Source organism: Neobacillus sp. NPDC093182 (assembly GCF_044754045.1).
Genome location: NZ_JBIVOI010000007.1, coordinates 168,905 through 190,912, shown reverse-complemented (window position 1 = coordinate 190,912; position 22,008 = coordinate 168,905). Strand labels below are relative to the sequence as shown.

The 22,008-nt window shown below is 37.8% G+C and carries 18 protein-coding genes and 2 other RNA genes; 15 read left to right on the top strand and 5 right to left on the bottom strand.

The window, feature by feature from the left end; genetic code table 11:
* On the bottom strand, positions 1 to 1,212 hold the full coding sequence (locus tag ACIQAA_RS14670; RefSeq protein ID WP_402620724.1) for an MBL fold metallo-hydrolase: 1,212 nt from the start codon (positions 1,210 to 1,212) through the stop codon (positions 1 to 3).
* A 246-nt stretch (positions 1,213 to 1,458) separates the two neighbouring features.
* On the opposite strand from ACIQAA_RS14670, the gene ACIQAA_RS14665 reads away from it, so the two are divergent.
* Positions 1,459 to 1,803, top strand: coding sequence for an avidin-fold protein (locus ACIQAA_RS14665; protein ID WP_402620721.1), 345 nt, complete (start codon positions 1,459 to 1,461; stop codon positions 1,801 to 1,803).
* 155 nt (positions 1,804 to 1,958) lie between these two features.
* Here the strand turns inward: ACIQAA_RS14665 and ACIQAA_RS14660 are convergent, their stop codons facing one another.
* Entirely contained in the window at positions 1,959 to 2,771 is an 813-nt protein-coding gene (locus ACIQAA_RS14660) for an EcsC family protein (protein ID WP_402620719.1), read from the bottom strand.
* Positions 2,772 to 3,085: 314 nt separating this feature from the next.
* Between ACIQAA_RS14660 and ACIQAA_RS14655 the strand changes: the two genes are divergently transcribed.
* The 5 genes from ACIQAA_RS14655 to helD all read left to right on the top strand — a co-directional run bounded on the left by ACIQAA_RS14655 (position 3,086) and on the right by helD (position 10,305).
* Entirely contained in the window at positions 3,086 to 3,436 is a 351-nt protein-coding gene (locus ACIQAA_RS14655; RefSeq protein ID WP_402620716.1) for a helix-turn-helix domain-containing protein, read from the top strand.
* 112 nt (positions 3,437 to 3,548) lie between these two features.
* The gene (locus ACIQAA_RS14650; RefSeq protein ID WP_402620713.1) at positions 3,549 to 5,162 is read left to right on the top strand and encodes a spore germination protein; all 1,614 of its coding nucleotides are present in this window, start codon (positions 3,549 to 3,551) and stop codon (positions 5,160 to 5,162) included.
* Positions 5,159 to 6,286 carry a GerAB/ArcD/ProY family transporter gene (locus ACIQAA_RS14645; RefSeq protein WP_402620710.1) on the top strand — a complete coding sequence of 376 codons (1,128 nt, stop codon included), beginning with the start codon at positions 5,159 to 5,161 and terminating at the stop codon, positions 6,284 to 6,286. Before ACIQAA_RS14650 ends, ACIQAA_RS14645 begins: the two co-directional genes overlap by 4 nt.
* On the top strand, positions 6,267 to 7,481 hold the full coding sequence (locus ACIQAA_RS14640; protein ID WP_402620708.1) for a Ger(x)C family spore germination protein: 1,215 nt from the start codon (positions 6,267 to 6,269) through the stop codon (positions 7,479 to 7,481). Before ACIQAA_RS14645 ends, ACIQAA_RS14640 begins: the two co-directional genes overlap by 20 nt.
* A 517-nt stretch (positions 7,482 to 7,998) precedes the next feature.
* A complete protein-coding gene (gene helD / locus ACIQAA_RS14635; protein WP_402620705.1) occupies positions 7,999 to 10,305 on the top strand; it encodes an RNA polymerase recycling motor HelD in 2,307 nt (768 codons plus the stop codon).
* Positions 10,306 to 10,376: 71 nt separating this feature from the next.
* Here the strand turns inward: helD and ACIQAA_RS14630 are convergent, their stop codons facing one another.
* Entirely contained in the window at positions 10,377 to 10,955 is a 579-nt protein-coding gene (locus ACIQAA_RS14630) for a class I SAM-dependent methyltransferase (protein ID WP_402620702.1), read from the bottom strand.
* Between the two features lie 194 nt (positions 10,956 to 11,149).
* On the opposite strand from ACIQAA_RS14630, the gene ACIQAA_RS14625 reads away from it, so the two are divergent.
* On the top strand, positions 11,150 to 12,010 hold the full coding sequence (locus tag ACIQAA_RS14625; RefSeq protein WP_402620699.1) for a metallophosphoesterase: 861 nt from the start codon (positions 11,150 to 11,152) through the stop codon (positions 12,008 to 12,010).
* A 295-nt stretch (positions 12,011 to 12,305) separates the two neighbouring features.
* Here ACIQAA_RS14625 and ffs read toward each other — a convergent pair.
* An RNA gene (gene ffs, locus ACIQAA_RS14620) (signal recognition particle sRNA large type) lies at positions 12,306 to 12,571 on the bottom strand.
* A gap of 54 nt (positions 12,572 to 12,625) precedes the next feature.
* Positions 12,626 to 13,011: RNase P RNA component class B (rnpB, locus tag ACIQAA_RS14615), an RNA gene on the bottom strand.
* Positions 13,012 to 13,249: 238 nt separating this feature from the next.
* Here rnpB and ACIQAA_RS14610 point away from each other — a divergent pair.
* From ACIQAA_RS14610 to ACIQAA_RS14575, 8 genes are all read left to right on the top strand, one after another.
* Positions 13,250 to 14,794, top strand: a complete 1,545-nt coding sequence (locus ACIQAA_RS14610) for a spore germination protein (protein WP_402620697.1) — start codon at positions 13,250 to 13,252, stop codon at positions 14,792 to 14,794.
* Positions 14,775 to 15,875 carry a GerAB/ArcD/ProY family transporter gene (locus ACIQAA_RS14605; protein WP_402620694.1) on the top strand — a complete coding sequence of 367 codons (1,101 nt, stop codon included), beginning with the start codon at positions 14,775 to 14,777 and terminating at the stop codon, positions 15,873 to 15,875. Before ACIQAA_RS14610 ends, ACIQAA_RS14605 begins: the two co-directional genes overlap by 20 nt.
* Positions 15,872 to 16,981 (top strand): Ger(x)C family spore germination protein, encoded by a 1,110-nt coding sequence (locus ACIQAA_RS14600; RefSeq protein ID WP_402620691.1) that lies wholly within the window; start codon positions 15,872 to 15,874, stop codon positions 16,979 to 16,981. The genes ACIQAA_RS14605 and ACIQAA_RS14600 overlap by 4 nt, the downstream gene beginning before the upstream one ends.
* Before the next feature lie 129 nt (positions 16,982 to 17,110).
* Positions 17,111 to 17,485 carry a DoxX family protein gene (locus ACIQAA_RS14595; protein ID WP_402620689.1) on the top strand — a complete coding sequence of 125 codons (375 nt, stop codon included), beginning with the start codon at positions 17,111 to 17,113 and terminating at the stop codon, positions 17,483 to 17,485.
* Positions 17,486 to 17,803: 318 nt separating this feature from the next.
* Positions 17,804 to 17,968 (top strand): hypothetical protein, encoded by a 165-nt coding sequence (locus ACIQAA_RS14590; RefSeq protein ID WP_402620687.1) that lies wholly within the window; start codon positions 17,804 to 17,806, stop codon positions 17,966 to 17,968.
* 320 nt (positions 17,969 to 18,288) lie between these two features.
* Positions 18,289 to 19,569, top strand: coding sequence for an ROK family protein (locus ACIQAA_RS14585; RefSeq protein ID WP_402620684.1), 1,281 nt, complete (start codon positions 18,289 to 18,291; stop codon positions 19,567 to 19,569).
* Positions 19,570 to 19,706: 137 nt separating this feature from the next.
* The gene (locus tag ACIQAA_RS14580; RefSeq protein WP_402620681.1) at positions 19,707 to 20,972 is read left to right on the top strand and encodes an ABC transporter substrate-binding protein; all 1,266 of its coding nucleotides are present in this window, start codon (positions 19,707 to 19,709) and stop codon (positions 20,970 to 20,972) included.
* A gap of 70 nt (positions 20,973 to 21,042) precedes the next feature.
* Positions 21,043 to 21,990 (top strand): carbohydrate ABC transporter permease, encoded by a 948-nt coding sequence (locus tag ACIQAA_RS14575; RefSeq protein ID WP_402620679.1) that lies wholly within the window; start codon positions 21,043 to 21,045, stop codon positions 21,988 to 21,990.
* Positions 21,991 to 22,008 lie beyond the last annotated feature (18 nt).

Below are 22,008 nucleotides of genomic sequence, written 5' to 3'. Positions count from 1 at the left end.
CTAACCTCCTATGCAAGCGAGTCCTTGCGATTTTATATCTGCAATCCTTGCTGGACCAATTCCATTAATTCTTCCTAAATCATTCACTGAGGAAAACGGCCTTAAGTTAATTAAATCTTGGGCACGGGCAGGGCCAATGTGCATGATTTCCTGCAGCTGCTCGATGGATGCCGTATTTATGTCAATACAATTGCCAGCAATCGGAGCAGGTTCCACTTTAACCTCATCTTTTACGGTATTTCCGCTGCTCGAGGGTGTAATGGTTCCATCTTTTTTCGTCAGTATTTTAAAATCTTTTCCGTTTGTTTCGACAATTACGGTCCCGTGAACATTTGTCCCATATAGTTGGATAGTAGAATTTTGAACAAGATTCACCACTTCTTCATGGGGGTGTCCATATGTATTGTTCAATCCGGCACTGTAAATCGCGACAGCTGGCTGCACTTCCCGTAAAAAATGGGGGTGCGTCGATGTGGAAGACCCATGATGACCAAGCTTCAGAATGTCAGCTTTAACATCGATACCACTTTGAAGCATTTTTAACTCATCATCCGTAGTGGCGTCTCCTGTTAAAATAAATCTTACGTCACCATAAGTTAGTTTCAAAGAAATCGATTCTTCATTATCCTGTTCACTAATCGTTTTAGGATATATGACATCAATGTGGAGGGGACCTACTTCAAATTGTTCTCCCATTCTCGGCTCATAATAGTCCACTTTTTTCGCATCGATCGCTTTTAACAGTCTTTGGAACGTTTGAGAGGGATTTGTGTTCCCTGATAACCAGACCTCACCGACATTGAAGGTGTTAATGACCTGATCTAACTGCCCAATATGGTCGGCGTCTGGATGTGTTCCAATCGCAATATCAATTTGTGATACCTTCTGTGACCTGAGATATTGGATGACCTCATCACCAGTCCAGTTGCCTGCGTCAATGAGTATCGTAAAGTCTTCACCAGCATCTGAAAACTGAAACAAAGTTGAATCGCCTTGACCGACGTCAATGAAGTGAGCTTTAAGTCCTGATAAATCGGAGGGTACTACTTTACCTTCTTCAGGTGTTTCATCTTTTTCCGTTGGAACTGACTTTTCTACGATGCTTTCTTTCCGTTGTGCTATATCTTTTGATTCATGTGGTTCTTGGCCACATCCACCTAAGAGAAAGATAAGAATGAAGCTATATAGAGCAAAAAGGCAACGTTTCTGCATTCTATTCCCCCTTTTCACCTATTAGCTTAACACAAATCAACCATTTTCAGACAATTCAAGCCTGACCCATGTGTATTCAGTCTAGTCAAAAATAAAACATGAGTTAGTATTAAATCAAAAGGGGAGAGTGGGATTAGTAAGAAAGCATAAAATAGGAACTAAATAATTTATAAGGTGTACTTAGAGGTATGCCTAGGAAATAAATGGTATGATTATAAAAATATATCAAAGGAGAAGTGGGTATTCTTGATAAATTATAATGGCCGTAAGTTTATTGCAATTGAAAATACGGAAAATGGTGAGGTTTCTTCACAAACAGTCTTTGAATATAAACAGGAGGGAAAAATTATCTCAGCAGCCTACGGCGGCGGAGAAATCATACAGGGGACTCTAATTGGGCTGGTCAGGGAAGATGGCAGCTTAGAGTTCAGATACAATCATGTGAATTCAAAGGATGAAATCAGAGGAGGAAAATGCGTTTCTACTCCCCAAATATTGCCTGATGGAAGGATTCGACTTCATGAAAAATGGCAGTGGCTTGATACTGAAGCTGCTGAGGGAAGTTCCATAATAGAAGAAGTTACTAGATAAAAATTTATGAAGATTTCAAACTACTAAAAAGCTACTAATCAGCTGTGTGACAAAGAGCATATCATTAGCTTAATAAATGGCTAAGTGCCAGGAAACGTCCTATCCATTGGAAGGTGCCTGGCACTTTTTTAAGTAAACAGCTATATCTAGTTGATTTAACCCTGTTCAATCTGATTAAGCCGCTCTAATATTCTTCGTTTTCGAAATAACATTTTTCCTGCTTCGGCAACATCATTAATGGAAGAGCGATTAATAAACGCTCCGAAAATCATGCCAGCAATCGGAATCATTTGAAATAGCTTTTTCCATCCAAAGGAATCTCGGTAAGTTGTAACCACTTCTCTCCATCCCTGCAATTGAGAGATCATTTGTTGGTTTTGTCCCCCTTGTCTAAAGGAAGAAAGATCCTCTAAAATAGCCTTTTTCCCGACAATATCCGAGGAAGTAAATTGGAGACATTTCACAATAAAAATTCTTTCCGATTTTTCTTTAGGGTCATACCCATAACAAATGGAGATTTCTTGGAGGACTTTGAGTGATAATCCTAATAAAACGGGAATATCAATCGCCAGCGTAAAAAGCCCGCCAATTCCAGTTGTTGCGCCTTGCACCGTTGCCATTTTCGTTCTTGAACTTCTTAGCTCTTCCGCAATTTCGTCCATTTTGCTTATCGGAACCTGTTCAAGTAATTCAATGTGAAGTTCATTGGATGACGAATCTGGTGCAAATTTCTTCAGTATATTTTCTTCTTTTATTAAATATTGCCCGCCTGTCTGGATATAATTTCCTATTTCATCGATGGCCACGCCGATTTTATCCTGAATAAATTTTGGGGTTAGCTTATCAAGCAGCATGAAAGGCAAACGGCCAATTTTTTCCCAAAACCATAAATCCTTCTGTTCATTTTCCCAAGCTTCGATCTTTTTCAATTCATCTTTTAAATAATCTGCTGATTCACCATTTATCAAAACAATTCCACTCCAATTTCAACAAAATCTTTACATGTATATACGTGAAAGGCGCAAACAAGTTTCATCCACTAGTTACAATTAATAAAATTTCAATAGAATACACAAATGATCGATATATGTACAAGTGGCCGTTCTGCTTTCAGCGTACTTTGGGCATACTGATAGAAAACAGTTGAAGGTCAGATGTTTGATTTACGATAAAAATATGCCGAATCCACACGGTATTGTAGAATATGAAAAAATAGCGGATTATAAGGATACAATCTATCATTAATCCTAGCATTAGACGCATAACGAAAGAAGGAAAAGAGATGTTTGGTAATCGCCTAAGGGAATTAAGAAAAGAACGAGGGTGGACGCTTGAACAAGCAGGGGCAAAGATCGGACTTAGAAAATCCAGTTATGCTTCCTATGAATCCAAATACCGTAAACCGACAATGGAACGATTAAATCAGCTATCCAATTTATACGGAGTGAGTGTAGATTATATTCTCGGTTTAACAGATGAACGTAATGGCACCTCAGATCGTAATATTCGTACTGTTTTTGAAAAAGAAGGTCTGCACTGGGATGGTATTCCGTTACAGGAGGACGTATTACTAAAAATATTAGACGTATTAAAAGAAGCAAGTGTGATCGAGAAATTAGATAAAGAAGGCTAGAGATACCCATTAATAACAAGTTGGGTATCTTTTTTGTATGTTCAGGTACGCTATCGGCATACTAAACATAAAAGTACGCTAAGCGTGTACTATGGTGAGGTGGTCATACATTATGCCTGTCACAAAAAAAATGGGCAGCAAAAAGAAACCAGTTAAATTACGTATACCTGAAAGTCAATTGATAGAGTCGCTAAAAAATACAGAAACTCGAAACCTTCCATCCACGGTGCAGAAGATCAAAGATATTTTTGGACAAGATCATGACTTTTTCATAAGAGAAGTAGAGCTATTAGGAAACATTGAAGCAAGCATTATTTACATTAATAGCATTACGGACAAAAATGCCATTAGTGAAGAAGTAATTAAGCCGTTAACGGAATTTAAGTTAGATTCTAGAGTTGATTCGGAGGAACAAAAAAGAATCATTTTAAAAAGAGTATTATTCCATGCCGACGTCAAAACGGAAACGCATCTGGATCGAATTGTACAAGCCTTGTTACATGGAAGTACCCTTTTATTGATCGAAGGGGTAAGAGATGTTTTTTTAATTAATACGTTTCAGATGGACAAGCGGTCTATCGCGCAGCCAGAAACCGAACAAGTCATAAGAGGCCCACGAGATGGGTTTATTGAAAACATCTCAAGTAACACAGCTTTAATCCGTTCCAGGCTGCCGATTCCCGAATTTCGTGTGAAGGCCATGCAAGTAGGGACTCTTACCAAATCAAGTGTCGCCTATTGTTTTATAGAGGGCATTGTCAATCCGGCATTGGTAGAGGATGTAAAAAAGCGCTTAGACTCGATTGATGTAGATCGAATCCTTGACGCTGGTTATATCGAGCAGTTTGTTCAAGATAATCCTCGTTCACCGTTTCCACAGATAAAAAGCACGGAGCGGCCAGATGTGGTGGTTGGCAATTTAGTGGAAGGAAGAGTCGCGATTATGGTAGATGGGTCCCCGTTTGCACTCATTGTACCAGCGACGTTTACTCAGTTTTATCAAACGAGTGAGGATTATAATGAACGTTTTATTATGGCCAGCATGATTCGGATGATTCGGTTAATTGCTTTATTGTTTTCATTGATTATGCCCTCTTTGTATGTGGCGGTTTTATCCTATCACCCCGAACTCATTCCAACCTCTTTCGCTGTCGCAATTACAAGCGGAAGAGCTGGCGTGCCGTTCCCAGCACTCGTGGAAGTGTTTTTAATGGAGCTGGCGATGGAAATACTCAGAGAGGCTACGGTCCGAATGCCAAAGCAGGTAGGGGGAGCGTTGTCTATTGTTGGTGTGTTGGTTATAGGTCAAGCAGCTGTATCAGCAGGATTCGTATCACCTATTACCGTAGTGGTTCTTGCCCTCACCACAGTAGGTTCTTTCGCAACGCCCGCCTACAATATGGCGATTGGGTTTCGAATGATGAGGTTTCCACTGCTCTTAATAACCGGAATCTTTGGCTTTTACGGTTTGATTCTTGGACTTTTATTTGTGAACAATCATGTGTTGTCTTTAAAATCTTTTGGTGTTCCGTATTTAAGTCCGGTTGCTCCTATAAATTTAAGCGGATTAAAAGATACGGCAATCCGGGCACCTTTAAACTGGCTTTTGGATCGCCCTGAACATCTTTACGTTAAGAATAAGAGAAGAATTCGTCCAGATGACTCACCACCCACAAATCCGCTGGCAATGGAAAACATGGATAGGCAAGGAGGGGAGGAATCATGAAAGAACCAAAGGAAATAACGGCATTTCAAACCACAGCCATTATTATAAATAGTACCATCGGAATCAGCGTATTGGCATTACCTAGGATTGCCAGCGAGAAAGTGGGTTCAGGAGCTTTCTTAGTCACGCTGATTGCCATAGTCCTATTCATGCTCATCATGTGGGTAGTGGCTAAATTGTCCAAGCGATTTCCAGCAGAATCGATTGTGGAATATAGTCAAAGGGTAATAGGCAGACCTTTAGGAAAACTAGCTGGACTACTTTTAATTTGCTTTTTCATTGTCACAACTTCACTTGTACTAAGGGAGTTTGGAGATGTGATGAACACAACATTACTTCCCGATACGCCTATTACAGCAACTTTGTTTGGAATGCTTCTGCTGGTAGCTGTATCAACAAGAAATACTTTCTCTGTCATCTCGTATATGCACACATATTACTTACCGTTTATTGTGATTCCGTTGATTCTAATGGTAGTTTTTGCAATCCAAGATGTTGAAATGAGGCATATGAAACCTTATATCGGGAACGACACAACTTTTGTTGATTTTTTTGCTGGTGGATTTGCGCTTACGGGGCTCCCATTTTTCCATATTGGCTTTTTTATTATCACGGTTCTTGCCCCTTATATGAAAGAGCCCAAGAAAATTGTGAAAGCATGTTTTTGGGGGAGTTTTATCTCAGGAATCATGATTTTACTTGGCGTGGGAATTACAGTGGCAGTTTTCGGTTCGGAGGAAGTGAAAGCCTCTTTATGGCCAATGCTTGTTTTAACCCGAATGACGGAGCTGCCTGCGGCTATTCTAGAAAGAGTCGATGTCATCTTCTTAGTGGTTTGGATTATTTCTGCTTTTACCACCATCCTATCTGGTTACTTAATTAGTATAGAACTCTTTAGTAAATTATTCGCCTTAAGAAGTCATCGTGTCATGTCATATATAATTTTCCCTGTCGTATTGGGTATGTCTATTTATCCAAAAAATGTTTTGCAGGTGTATCAGCTCATTGATGTGATAGGAAAATGGGGTCTAGTTATCACTGCGGGGTATCCTTTGTTGGTTTTAATAGTTGCTCTTGCTAGAGGAAAAAGGGGAGTGGTGAGTAATGAAGCATCGTCCGATTAGTCTATGTATTATCCTGCTAACTTCCATATATCTTCTGACAGGTTGTTGGGATCAAAGAGAAATTGAAGAACGAGCCACAATTTTGGGTCTAGCAATTGATATAGCGGATAAAGATAAGCAACCGATACCGCTTACTCATCCTGAAGGTGCAGAAGTGCCAACATCGGAAATTGGAAAACTGGAAGTCACAGCTCAATTAGCGGTTCCTGGACAGATCCCTTTAGGTCCATCTCAAGGAGGTTCTCAAGGAACCTCACAGGATCGCGTGTGGGTGGTAAAAGCAGTCGGTCAAACCATAGACGATGCCATCCAGGGACTCCAACAGCAGCTAGCACACAAAGTGTTTTTTGGTCAATTGCAAATTATTATCCTTTCCGAGGATGTAGCTTCAAAAGGTGTCGGTCATATCAACGAATTTCTGAGAAGAAGACCTGAGATTCGAAGAACGGCATGGATGGCAGTGAATGAAAAAGATGCGGCATACACGATGCAAATCGCTCCTAAGTTAGAAAGGGTTCCCGCCATTTATTTGTCTACGATGTTTGAAGAAGCAGTGAAACTGGGGAAGTTTCCTGAGAATGATTTAGGGAAGTATTGGGTCCACACTTCTAATAAAGGGTGGGATGGCTTTTTACCTTATATAACCACAAAAAAGACGGACAATATTGAAATCAGCGGTCTTGCCTATTTTAGCGGTGATAAGATGGCTGGGAAAACGAAGCCCTATCAAATTGCCTATTTTAATGGCCTAACCGGACAGAACCCAGGTGGAGCAGCTTTGGTGGTTAAGCTATCAGAGGACGAGTCGGTGATGGTTCAATCGACGAAACGGAAAGCAAAATATAAAGCTTCGTTGAAAAAAGGAAAACCTCATTTTGATATTGATGTAGAGATATGGGGGATTGTTCGTGAGACGAACAAGCAGCAGCTAAAGCTGGATAATCAAAGGATCGTAAGGAAAATTGAACAAACCTCTGGTGAAATGCTAGAGAAAGAAATGTTGAAATTAATCCAGGAAACGCAAGAAAAGAAGGCTGACATTTTTGGCTTTGGGGAGTATGTGCGAGGTGATTTAGCGCTGTATTGGAATCATGAAATAAAAACGAGCGAAAAATGGAAAGAAATTTATCAGGAGATGAGTGTCGATATCAACGCAAAGGTTAATATACAACGGGTAGGGATGAAAGCGTCGTAGGTGTTAATCCATTTTCAGATATTTTTTGGACTTTCCTTTTTGGAAGTCCTTTTTTTCTATACTGAAGGCAATACAAGGATGGTACAAGAAGGAATATTTCCACCTGCATAAAAATATTTATATAAATAACAAACACATGATTGTCCCTGTAGAGATTCTAGAAGGGAGCTAAATCTTTGAATCGGAATCGAAATAGAAATGTTCAATTAACTATTTTTTTGCTATTTTGCTTATTAATCGTTCTGATCGTTCATGCGGTTCTTCATATTAAAATTTATATTGTGTACAGCACAGGACTTGGTCCTATATTTGTCATTGGATTGATCATTTTCCTGATCGTCCTCCTATATTACAAAGGATAAAGGAAATTAAACAAATAATTTGAATTTATAACTTTTAAATGGTAAAATATAGCTCCATTGTGAATGAAAACATCTGCAAAAAAATTGTAGATGTTTCTTTTTGTGCCTGTTCGACAGACGGTAACTTTTATTTGGAGAGGTGGCGGTTTAAGAGAATGAGTTCAGAAAAACAAAAATCTGTTCGTGACCACAAAGATTATCAATTAGAAATTGAGCGCTTAGAGTTTACCAAGGAATACATAAAAAGTGTTTTGGAAATGTCAAAGGGGAATAAAGAACAGTTCGTAGAAAACTTGAAGGAAGCCTTTGCTGAACTGGATACTTCAGACAGCAGTTTGAGTTACATGACCTTACTAACGAATGCTCAGTATCTAGAATTGGCACAGAGTGAATTGGAAAGATTGACAAGTGTCATTGGAAAGCCGTACTTTTCGAGAATTAATTTTAAAAGCAGCGGTGATACGGATGAAGAAATTCTGTATATTGGGAAAACCTCACTGTTCGACCGTGTCAATCAAATCCCTATTATAGTGGATTGGCGGTCTCCGATCGCAAATGTCTACTATGACGGCAGGCTAGGGGAAGTTACCTATGACGCCTATGGGGAAACGCAAAGTGGTTTCTTATCTCTAAAAAGACAATATGAAATCGAGGACGGTTTTCTAAAAGAGATAAGAGATATCGATTTAACCACCCATGATGAACTTTTACAAAAATCCTTATTTGGTAAAGCGGACAACCGGTTAACTGAAATTGTCGCGACTATCCAAAATGAACAAAATGACGTCATTCGAGCCTCTCTTAAACATCCGATTATTGTTCAAGGGGCTGCTGGAAGCGGTAAAACAACGATTGCACTCCATAGAATTTCTTACTTTCTCTATTCTTCAGGATATCGATTTCCTCCAGAAAAATTAATGATTCTTGCACCAAACCGATTATTTATTGATTACATTTCCGCCGTACTCCCTGATCTAGGTGTAAACAAGATTAAACAAACCACCTACATAGATTTTATGAGAAATTGTCTCGGAAAGAAAATTAAATTATTAACTCCAAACTCAAAATTAATGGCCCTTATGAAAGGGGAAGAAAAATCAAAATGGATAAATTGGGTGTCGGGTTATAAAGGATCCCTGGATTTTAAAGAACTAATCGACACTTATGTACAAGAAATCGAACATAATCTAGCACCGACAAAGGATTTTATTATTGAAAAATCGCTTCTCATGAGGGGGCAAAAGATCAATAAATTATTTTTAAAGGAGTTTAACTACTTACCAATCTATAAAAGACTGGATAAAATAAAAAATTTATTAGCCAATGATTTACGATTAAAAAAATCGATCATTCTAACTAAAATTAATAGTAAGTATGATGAAGCTTTAGAAAAGGCACTTTACAGTACTAGGATGGATGCGGATAAAAGAAAAGAAAAAGTCGTCACCATCATGGACACAAAGGAAAAACGCATTCGTACCGTGGAGCAGGAGTCGAAAGCGGCGATCAAAAGTTATATGGATCCTTTTGTAAGAAAGGATATTTTTACCTTATATAAGGAACTGATGACATCTCCAGAACTTTTACAAAAATATTCACACACACTGATAGAAAAAGAATGCAAGAAACTAAGCCTCTATAGTCAAAAGATTTTTGCCAAAAAGGCGCTGGAACTCGAGGATTTGGCTCCATTATTTTATATGAAAGCGAAACTTGAGGGCATTGATGAACCATATAAAATGAAGAGCATATTCATAGACGAGGCACAGGACTACAGCTATTTCCAATTTGCTGCGATGAAAGAAGGTTTTGAAACAGATTTGTTCACGATTGTTGGCGACTTAGCTCAAGGAATCCATTCCTATCGGGGATTAAACAGCTGGGAGCCATTAGTAACGGAGATTTTTCCAAATGCAAATTATCATGCCTTACAAAAAAGTTATCGAACCACGGTTGAAATCATGCATTTAGCGAATGACATCCTTTCGATTATGGGCAAAGACTTGCCAATTGTACAACCCGTCATCCGGCATGGTGACAAACCGCGCTTTACAAAAATTGACCCTAGCAGCCTTCAACAGGTAAGTGAAAGATTAGAAAAAGATATTCAATTACTAAAGGGACAAGAACTCAATTCGATTGCGATTATAGGAAAAAACGACAGCGAGTGCTTACGAATATATAAGATGTTGGAAAATAGCAATCTGCCAATTCAGCTGTTAGAAGAAAAAGAAGATATGAAAAAGGGCAGTGTTGTGATTGTACCATCCTACCTTTCAAAGGGATTGGAATTTGATGCGGTACTTATTGTCACCTTGGAAGAAGCATATTCCGAAGCAGAGTTAGATATCAAATTGTTGTACGTGGCCATGACAAGACCTATGCATAGGTTATATTTATATGGGAGCTCGCTATCGGACATGTTATTAGACAATGTTACATCCGTTCATTTTGATCAGTAATGAAATTAAGAAAAGTGCCAGGCACCCTCCATTTTTTGTCGGTGGCTGGCACTTTCTATGTATAAAAAAATTTAAAGGGTCGCCGTAAAATACAGTTCGTTGTAAAAAAAACATTTTTTAAATCTTTTTAGAATTTGGCACCGAAAATTTTCCTTTGTGAAGTAAGTAAGATACTCCTTTTCACATTGAATGTACTCACCTTTATCATTTGATTTCATGAACCAATTGCTGACTGGTGACTTTTCAAAAAAGCATGGTTCTAATACGACGATTTTGCCGTTGGGTTTTAAGACACGCTTGAATTCTTTGACATAGCCTGTAATCATTTCTGGAGGGATATGATGCAGTACGGCAATAATTAATATATAATCAAAACTATTGTTTTCTGCAGGAAGTTCATTCCCTTTAAATGCTTCAAAGCGGTACTGAGTGTACAAGCGTTTGGCATATTCGATACGATACGAATCTGGGTCTATCCCAAAATAATAATCAGGAGAACATAGGGTGCAATTTGCCCCGGTTCCTGCACCAAAATCCAGCACTTTTTTATCTGTGAAATTAAAATGCTGCTCAATGTTATTTTGAATATAGATTTTTGTCAGCCATTTAGGCCGAATCAATGAGTGATAAATTCTTGGTGATAATTGCAATCAAAAGCACCTGCACTTTTATTTTAGATAGGTTTATATTCCATCTTTGAAAGAACAATGTTAGGTTAAGTTGGAAAACGATTTTTTATGTCTGCCATTTACATCCAACAAGAACTATTTCTATAATCACCATTAATTCCCGGTAATATTTCCTTCTCTTTTTCTTTATAATAGAAACAGAGGAGGAGATTCTATTGCTATTATTCTTTTTAATTCTAGTGTTTTTAGGTACTTTGCTCCTTTTCTATAGAGCTTATAAAAATACTCATAAAGTCGCCTTAAATAGAGTGAAATTATCTACTATACATCCTAATCATTCACAAGGACCACAATTAAATATCTTACAAATCTCAGATATGCATTTGGAGAAAATCTCTATTTCACCAGAACAACTTTATAAAAAGCTCGTGGGAGAGAAGATTGATTTAATTGCACTAACTGGGGACTATCTCGATAAAAGACGCAGTATTCCAAGACTAATTCCATACTTGAAGGTATTAAACCGCTTGAACCCACGTTATGGTATGTATGCTGTGTTTGGAAATCATGATTACAAATTAAAACAAACTGACTTTAAATCATTGAGAAGCTTAATGGAGGATCATGGCTGTATTACGCTTCAAAATGAGAATAAGACCATTTTTGTAGAAGGAAAACCCCTTCATATAATTGGAATTGACGACTTTCACACAAAAAGAAGCGACCTGTTATCATCATACGCTGGGCTAAATGAGGGATATCATTTAGTTTTAACTCATGATCCTAACATCGTTCTCAAGATGGGAAATTGGTCATTTGACTATCTTCTTTCAGGACATTTCCATGGGGGCCAAATCTACTGGCCAAAGCCATATCATTTAGCGAAACTAGGAAGATCGATGATGAAAATGGATATGATTAAAGGACTGCATTATTATGAGGATAAACCCTTTTATATTAGTGAAGGTTTAGGACAAACATCCGTTAATATTAGAGTAGGCAGCCGGCCCGAGATAACACTTCACCAACTATCAATAAATTCAATCAAACAAGTAGAGGATCAAAAGGCAGTTTAAATTCGGATCTAAAATAGTTCATTAGCCTTTATCAATAAAAAAATAAGTCGTTAGAAGATAAAAAGACCTGATTCTTTAAAGAATTAGGTCTTTTTTACGTGAGCACACATGGTATTTGGATTTTTATAAAAATTATATGGATTAACAACTTATGTACATCCGACAGCCATTTGTTTTTTATGATAGACAGTAAGAAATCTATAAGAAAAGTGCCAGGCACCATTCAATATCGAATGGCGCCTGGCACTTTTTCTTTTTTATTTTTAAAATTGGTCAATTTGTAATTAAATTAACACCGTGCACCTGCCTTTGATGAGAACAACCAAGCGTTACTTGTAAAAGTTAGCTCAAACTAGGCTTCCCCGCGGCACATAGTAGTGACTACTTATGGCTGCTTCCTTCCGGACCTGACCAGATTCATAGGTACCATTGCGCAGGACCCAGTTTTTCAACACTATTTTTACAAGGCAGACCTTACCAAATCAAACCTCAGGCAGGAATTCAACCCCGCTATGGCGGATTGCGGGTTACAGGGCACCGCCAACTCCCCGTCTAGCACGGTATGTATATGCTAGACTATTGCTTATGTTAGATGATAAAGCCGGCGCATGAAATGGCTGTAAGCCAGGTTCTGTTCCTGCGTGCTCAAACGATGCCAATCTCGCACAACAGGTGTAATCATATGACTATCAGTCACGAAGACTGATCCATCCGTTTGGTTCATGATTCCCGCGGGATGGTGCCCCTACCAAAGTTTGGGTTGCTCGCTCGTGGGGTTTACCCGTTCCATTTCTTCTGTTTCCAGAAGAATTCGTCACTGTGGCACTTTCAGGGTACTCTCAGCATATCCATGAAGGACTTAGCATAATTTCCCCGCCGTCAGCAGTACGAAGACTGCTGCCCACCTTTGCAGATGGCACGAACACTCCGGGCATCTCAGCACCGGGCGAGCCTGGACTTTCCTCAACTCATGTAAACATGAGCCGCGATTACTCACCATTTCATGTTTGTGTCTCTCGACTACGTTAACAAATATACCATAAAAAAGAGAATGTCGTCATTAGGAGAACTACTCCAGAGATGGAATATTAAGGGTTGATTTAATGACATAACGTTTCTGATTTAATCAATATGACAATTTAATTTCATTAGGTTCACAGTTAAAAATGAAAAGGAAGATTGACATAGTTATACCATAATTGGGGGAAAGTATTGGAAAAAGGATAAATGGAGTAAAAAATGAAATTTATTTCTCGTGGTATAAAAAGACACATAAAAAAAGATTTCAAACAGGTTCCTTCTGATCAAAAGTCTGAACCGTTTGTAGAGGTATTTACTTCAATAGATGAGAATATTTCTTTTATTAAAAATACTTTTTCTTGTTCAGATGATTTAATAATCAAGGAATTTACCGTAAGAAATAGCCGGGGGATTCTTGTCTTCTTAAATACGATGACAGATTCGGATAAGATTCAAAATAATATTTTAAAACCTGTTCTAGAAGCGAATGGTGACCAACTCGAAAGTGTACTTAAATCTAAATTTCTAAAATCAGATAACTTAATCAAAGCGAAAGAAGAACTATTAAATGGATCCTGTATCATCCTCTTTGATAGAGACCACCAATTTTACAGGTTGGAAGTGGCTATCTCCAAAGATCGGGCAGTCATAGAACCTAATAATGAACAAGTGATACAGGGATCTCATGAAGGTTTTATTGAAAACCTTTTGATCAATCTCCATTTAATTCGAAAATCGGTAAGAACTTCAGACTTAGTCATGGAACATTTATCAGTGGGTGCGAATATTCAATCCAAACTTACCATGGTTTATATGAAAGATCTCGCAAATAAGGAAATTATGAAAGAATTTAAACGAAGGATCGATTATATTTCTATAGATCATATACCCAGTATTGGATTTCTTCAGGAATTGATAGAAGATTCCACCTGGTCACCTTTTCCACAGATTTTAAGTACAGAGAGAGTAGATCGTGTAATAGGTCATTTGAATGAAGGAAGAGTTGCGATATTTATGGAAGGGAGTCCTTCTTGTTTACTAATACCTGTCACATTCTTTGCATTCTTTCATTCACCTGATGATTATAATTCACGATGGATGATTGGAACGTTTATCCGTTCCATGAGACTTATGAGCATTGCAATTGCGGTTAATTTACCTGCTATTTACATTGCGGTCATTGGTTTTCATTTCGAAGTACTGCCGGATGATTTAGTTCTCCCGGTTGTAAGTTCTATTCGAAATATTCCATTTCCCCCATTAATTGAAGCACTTGTCATGGAGTTGACCATTGAGCTGATTCGTGAAGCGGGGGTAAGGCTACCAGCAAGGATTGGACAAACGATTGGTATTGTCGGGGGGCTTGTTATTGGGGATGCAGTTGTCCGTGCTGGACTCGTTTCGAATACCATGATTGTCGTTGTGGCGATTACGGCGGTTGCAGCCTACAGCATCCCTTCAACAGAAATGAGTGATGCCGTTCGATTTTTGCGTTTTCCCCTTATGCTTCTTGCTTCAACCTTTGGATTTGTTGGGATAGTTTTTGGCTTTATGTTTACTTTAGCTCATTTATGCCGGTTAGAATCATTTGGTACTCCCTATTTTGCACCTTGGGCACCATTTCGATTAAAAGATATAAAAGATACTTTTATTCGTTTACCACTATGGAAATTTAATACGCGTCCGCTCGATTCAAATCCGAAAAAGTTGAGAAAGCAATCCTTGTCAAGAGGGTGGAAGACTAATGAAACTAACGGCGAATAAAATCACAAATAAACAGCTTGTATTTATGATTATTCAGGCACAAATTGGTGTAGGAATATTATCATTGCCACATGATGTAGCATTAATAGCTAAACAGGATGCTTGGATTTCAACTATAATAGCAGGAGTATTGTCCCAGGCGATTATTTTCATCATTTGGGGACTTTGCAGAAGATTTCCAGACCTTTCACTGTATCAGATACTTCCCAAATTACTAGGGAGAGTTATCGGGAAAATACTGATTCTAAGTTATTCCTTGTACTTTATGGTAACCGGGAGCTTAGTTCTAGCGAGATATAGTGACATTATCGATAAATGGATTTTGCCGCATACCCCTAATTGGATTACCATGCTTTTAATGCTATTAACCTGCATTTACATCGTTAGTGAAGGTTTAACCAGTATTGCAAGATTCTATGTACTGGTATCGCCAATTTTGATTGTATTAGTAGCATTGATTTCGTACGCGATGAAAGATGCGAACTTACTGTATCTCTTTCCAATAGGGGAACATAGCATACCAACGATCTTGAAAGGAACAAAAGAAGCAGCTTTCTCGCTGTTGGGCTTTGAACTTTTTCTCTTTATCCATCCCTATGTTCAATCTTCTGGAAAAGAGAAGCTCATCGCCATCACGACAGCAAATATCTTTGTCACAATCTTTTATACCTTTATGGTGATCGCAAGTATTGTCTTTTTCGAACCAGATGTGGATATTGCACTGACTCCTGAGCCATTATTGTATATGATTAAAGCTTATTCGTTTCAGGTTCTCGAAAGGACGGATTTGTTTTTCTTATCACTCTGGCTTGTCATCGTTGCGACTTCCATCGCAAACTGGCTATTATTATCCTCAATGGGGTTGGCCAGCCTTGTTCGAAAAAAACACTATGCCCGCTTTCTCCCAATTGTTGCTGGGATCTATTTAGTTTTGGCCCTAATCCCCGATCAAGGGAAAGACTTTGAACGTTTTAATCAGGTTCTTGGGCCTTCACACTATATTTTTATTGTCATTATCCCTGTACTTCTATTTATTCTTTCGTTTATTTTGAAAAAAAAAGAAGTGGTGAATAAGGCATGAAAGGCAAAAAGCCTATCTTGGTAGTTCTATGTATATTACTTACTGGCTGCTGGGACCAGCACCTGATGAAAAATGCGGTATTGGTTCAGATTTTAAGTTTTGATTTAACTCCGGAAGAAGAACTTTTATTAGGGGTCTCCATCCCCATCATTGAGGAGTCCTCCGGGGGGGCCCAAGCCATGGTGAAAAGTGAAACATTTTCTGCAAGCGGTCATACACCGAGGGACAGCCGTCTGAAAATCGACCGTGAAATAGCTGGTATATTAGATACATCTAAAAATAAACTGATCCTGTTCGGCGAACGTATGGCTGGTACCGGTATTTATTCCTCGTTGGATGTGATTTGGAGAGACCCACGAAATTCACTGGGTGCTACACTAGGGGTTGTGGAAGGAGAGGCAGTTGACCTGCTTAATCTTAAACCAAGTCATGAGACAAATGTAAGCGAATATATACAAGATGCTATTACTAGCGCAGAAGAAAACTCGGTCATTCCGAGTCAAACGATCCAGATGCTCGCTTCAGAAATGATTGATCCGGGAGAAGATATCGTCCTCCCTTTCCTTAAAATGAATAAAAAGAAAAGCGCAGTGGTTGTAGGATTAGCCCTAATGAATGAGAACAAATATTCAGGAAATTTACCACCACAAGAATCAACCCTCCTGCTTTTATTGAATAACAAAAAAGGAAAAAACGCACGATTTACAAAACAAGTAAATAATGATAAGCAGCACGAAGTAAATGATTATATTTCCTTTAATGTTCAAGATATGAAAAGAAAATTAAAGGTTCAAGTTAAAGATAGAGAGGTATTAGTTTCGATAAATTTGGATTTAAAGATAAGCGTGGAAGAGTACCCAAAGGGGGATGTTCCACAGGATATAGATCGACTAAATAAGTTATTATCAAAGGAGCTTACTGAAGACGCTAAACAGGTAATAACAAAATTACAGCAGGCGAATTGTGATGTATTTGGAATTGGAAGGAGATTGATCGCGTTTCACCCCAAAACCTGGGAGGTTAAAGATAAAAAGGAATATTTTAAAAATATAAAATTTAATACTATTGTCAAAGCTGAAATAATCAAGCACGGAATTGTCAGCTAACGATTAAAATTAGAAACCACGAGCTCTATATAGCTGCGTAGTTTCTTTTTTTGAAAAAGACGGAATATTCTTGAATCAAAAGTATATATGTATAGTGAGAGTATAACCTAATGAAAGGATGATGTCTGAATGGATTGGCTATGGCTGGTTGGTCGGGCTGTATTTGGTCTTTATTTTGCTTACTCAGGTCTAAATCATTTCATCCAATTTCAAGGTTTGAAGCAGTATGCTTCCTATAAGGGAGTACCAGCACCAGGATTATCAGTAGTCGTAACCGGATTAATGCTGCTAGCGGGAGGATTGAGTATCCTCACGGCATATTGGGTCGAATGGGGGCTTTATTTATTAGCAATATTCCTCGTGGTTTCAGCGTTCTTAATGCATAATTTCTGGAAGGAAACAGATCAGAATGCAAGAGTAGGCGAAATGAATCAATTCCTAAAGAATATTGCATTAGCCGCAGCTGCTTTAATGTTACTGTCCATCACAAATTGGACTTGGTAGATTAAATAAATTCTCTGGAAATGTTAAAGATAAAATGAGTGAAAAAGCCGACTCATCTCCTGATTATTAGAAGGAAGGAGGAGTCGGCTTTTTTCCTATATGCTCTAGGTATTAGATACCATTTACAATAACTGAGATAGATTCGTTATAATTTTCGGCAGCATTTTGTAAAAAATCCCAGCAATAATATTGACCAGCATGATAATGGCAGGTATGACGAAAAGGGCAAAACTTACATAGGTCAGTCTCATCCTTCGATTTGACTGGTCAACCCATATGTTAATAGTATCAATGAAATAGATAAGAATGAGAGCAACAATGAAGAATAACGCAGAAAATAGCGATACACACAAAGGGGCTGGTTTAAGACCAGAAGCGTTTGAATTTGAAGTAAAGTTTAAGCCTTATTCAAAAAATCAATGTTCCCCAATAGAGCTTAGTAAGATTCAATTACAAGCAATGACTGAAAAACAATTTGTATAAGACAAGTGTAATAACCTATTGTGTTACCTGCACAATAGGTTATTACTTTTGTTTCGAATGAAATAGCTTATTACAAATGTAAGGTAATGAAACAGCTTAGTAGTTTCAATTTTTGAAGAGTTTAAATTGAAATGAAAGACTGTTAAAAATAAAAAAAAGTTGGTAAAAGGTATCTGGGTAAATATTCCTGTTTTTTTGAAATTTTGATATATTTAAATGAAAGGGTTTACATTTCTGAAAATTCATTTTATTATACTTAATAAAGACGCTGGAAAAAGTAATTAGTTAATCTCGGTGTTTTCATCAGATAAAGAGTTGGAATGACAAAATATTTTACAAACTTAATAAAGTCACTGAAAAAAGTAAGTCTAATAGATTATGAGGTGTTTGGTCATATGCGCAGGACAGGTGATTTAAAACTTATGCAAGAACTAAATAGGTCCATCATTTTGGACACGATTCGAAAAGAAGGACCTATTTCCAGAAGTGACATAGCGAAATTGATCAACATAAGTCCAACAACCGTTACTTCTGCAGTCAATGATCTGATTCAAGAAGGGTATGTTCGTGAAGATGGTGTGGGTTTTTCCAGTGGAGGGAGAAAGCCTGTTTTACTAAGGTTCAATCCTAATACGAGATTTATCATTGGTGTATCAATTTCAAATTCATCGATAAAAATTTCTGAAATGAATTTGGAAGGCCACATAATCAGAAAGGAAATCCATTCCACTAATTTATCTCAAGGTCAGGATATTATCAACTTAATTATCAAAATGATTAAACAGTTTCTGGAGTCTAAAGAAAATCTCGAATTGTGTGAAGGAATCTCCATTATTACTCCCGGGATTGTCAATGCTAAAAAAGGTATCATCTCTTACAATACAAAACTAAAACTATATGATATCCCTTTAAAGCAAATGGTTGAAAATGAATTTGGTATCCCGACCTTTTTAGACAATGATACAAATGCCTACGTACTTGCAGAGAATTACTTTGGTTCATTCAAGAAATATAAAGACCTGGTATATATCACGATTGGTGATGGTGTTGGATCAGGAATTATGTACAATGGGCAAATTATCCGAGGATATAAAGGCAGTTCAGGGGAGCTTGGTCATACTACTATCGTTAGGGGAGGCCAGAAATGTGAATGTGGGAATGAAGGGTGTTTAGAAAACTATATTAATTGGCCGGCAATTTACTCGCAAGTTGTAACAGCCTTAATGACACGAGGAAAGGAAACCATCATTCGGAATTTAATTGAAGGTGATATTAATAGAGTTTCACCAGCTGTGTTTGTTAAAGCGCTAAATGAAGGAGATACATTGTGCTATCAGATTATGGAAGAGATTGTATCACATCTTTCTACAAGCATCACTAATTTCATTCACCTTCTTAACCCAGAAGTGATCATTCTTAGCGGAGAGATTGTTCAAGAAAATAGTATATTTTTAGATTTATTAAACAAATATGTTTCAAAGCAAGTTATACCGATTTTAAAAGATGAAGTAAATATTCAGCCTACTTCCTTGGGAGCAGAATTTGAAATGCTCGGAGCAGCAGCGGTAATTTTACAGGAAAAATATCAGTTTACTATTTGATGGGCGAACAGTCCATTTTAGGGGGTGATGATAACACTATTCATACAAGAATAAAACTACATACAGAAAATTTATACTTCCTTGCTTTTATAATCTTTTATTGGTTTATGAGGACAAAATGATCGAGGGGGATAAACATGAAAAAAATGAGGTTTTGGGTTCACTTGCTTCTAATATTTACAGTTATAGCTATGTCTGCTTGCAGTAAAGAAGCAAGCAGCGGCAAAGAAAAAAAGACGATTGAAGTAGCTTTATGGGATAAAAATGCTAGCGAAGCAGTAGATAAATCGATTCAAGAATTTAATAAGAGGCACCCTGATGTCAAAGTCAATGTAACGTATACACCTTGGGAGGATTATTGGACCAAGCTGAAAACCAGCATTGGCGGTGGAAAAGGTCCAGATGTTTTCTGGATGAACGCACCGAATTTTTATCAATATGCTTCTTCAGGTTTTATTAAGGATTTAGAACCTTATATTCAGGAAGACGGTGAATATAACAAGGAAGACTATTTCCCTGCAGTGGTAGATTTATATACTTATGAAGGAAAATTGCATGCTGCTCCTTATTTTATTGACTCTGTTGGGCTTTATTATAATAAAAAGTTTTTCGATGAAGCCGGAATTCCTTATCCAGATGAGACTTGGACATGGGAGGATATTGAAACAGTCGGCGGCCAGCTTACCGATAAAGAAAACGGTGTTTATGGGTATTCCATGGATATCAAAGCAAGTCAACAGGTTTATTATAACCTGATACATCAAGCAGGCGGTTTTATTATAAGCGAGGATAAAACAAAGTCTGGATTTGATACCCCAGAGACGAAAGAAGCATTTAAATTTATCGAGAAGATGATCGGCAAAGGGATCTCACCTTCAGCTCAAACGGTTATGGAGACAGAAGGTAAGCAATTGTTCCTATCCGAGAAAGTTGCGATGTTGCCTGCAATATCTGTAAGCGCAGGAGAATTTAAAGAGGTACTCGGTGATAATTTGGGTGTTGCTCCGCTTCCAAAAGGTAAACAAGCTGCTTCGATTGTTCACGGTATCGGCTGGGCGATGAACGAAAAAACGCAGAATGATAAATTGTCATGGGATTTAATCAAAGCTTTATCAGGTGAAGAAGGTAATAAAGTAATTGCTGAAACTGGATTTTCTATTCCTGCTGATAAAGACATAAGTGACATTTGGCTTAAGTCTATTCCGTCATTAGATTTACAAGTATTTCTTGATGCACAGGAATATGGAGTACCATATCCAATTTCCAAGAACACCTCTGAGTGGCAGGATGTTGAAAAAAAAGAAATTCAAGGAGCCTTCTTGGGGCAGCAGTCGATTGATAAAGCATTGGATACTGTTGCTAAAAAGATGAATGAAATTCTTGCTAAGGAAAATTCGAAATAAAACAATGCCTAAATGAATAGTCAAACAGGCTGTGTCACAGTCTGTTTGACCATTGAAAGGAGAGATGATTTTGGGCGGCTTTTCAACGACAATTGGAAAAAACAAACAAAGTATCGTGGTTGTAGAGCGGAAAAGGAAAAAGCTCGATAAAGAAGCAATGATAGCTTTATTATTTATTGCTCCAACTTTTTTAGGACTTCTTGTTTTCTATATGCTGCCTGCCATTGCGTCCTTTGGTTTATCCTTTACAAGCTGGGATGGGATTACAACTCCAGTATTTGTAGGACTAGAAAATATCAATACTATTTTACAGGACCCAACGTTTCAGCGTTCCATTATCAATACCATTGTCTTTACGATTGTGTCGGTGCCTTTATCTGTGGTCATAGCCACCTTTGTTTCCCTGTTGCTTAACCAAAAGATCAAGGGAATGGTGATTTATCGAACATTATACTTTCTCCCGGTTGTGACGATGCCAGTTGCCGTGGGAATGGTTTGGAAATGGCTTTATAACACAGAGTACGGATTAATCAACTATATTTTAAGTGTATTCCATCTTCCTCAGCCATCATGGCTGTTCAATCCCAATCTAGCACTGTTTTCAGTGATTCTTGTTTATGTATGGATGACGGTGGGAAATAATGTCATCCTGATACTTGCAGGTCTTCAAGGGGTTTCCAAATCCTATTACGAAGCAGCGCAAATAGATGGTGCTTCGAAACTAAAACAATTTTTTAACATCACATTGCCTTTAATTACTCCGACATTATTTTTTGTTTTTATCACTTCTATGATCAGTTCTCTTCAGATGTTCGATTTAATATTCGTTATGATCGGTGACAACGATGCTCTATTGGATCCATTAAGAACCATTGTATTTGGAGTATACGAATCTGGATTTAAATATTCACAAATGGGAATTGCCTCTGCTCAAGCCTTTCTGTTATTTATCGCAATCCTAGCCATAACCATTGTCCAATTTATCTTTCAAAAGAAATGGGTTCATTACGACTCATAGACAGGGGGGATTTAATTG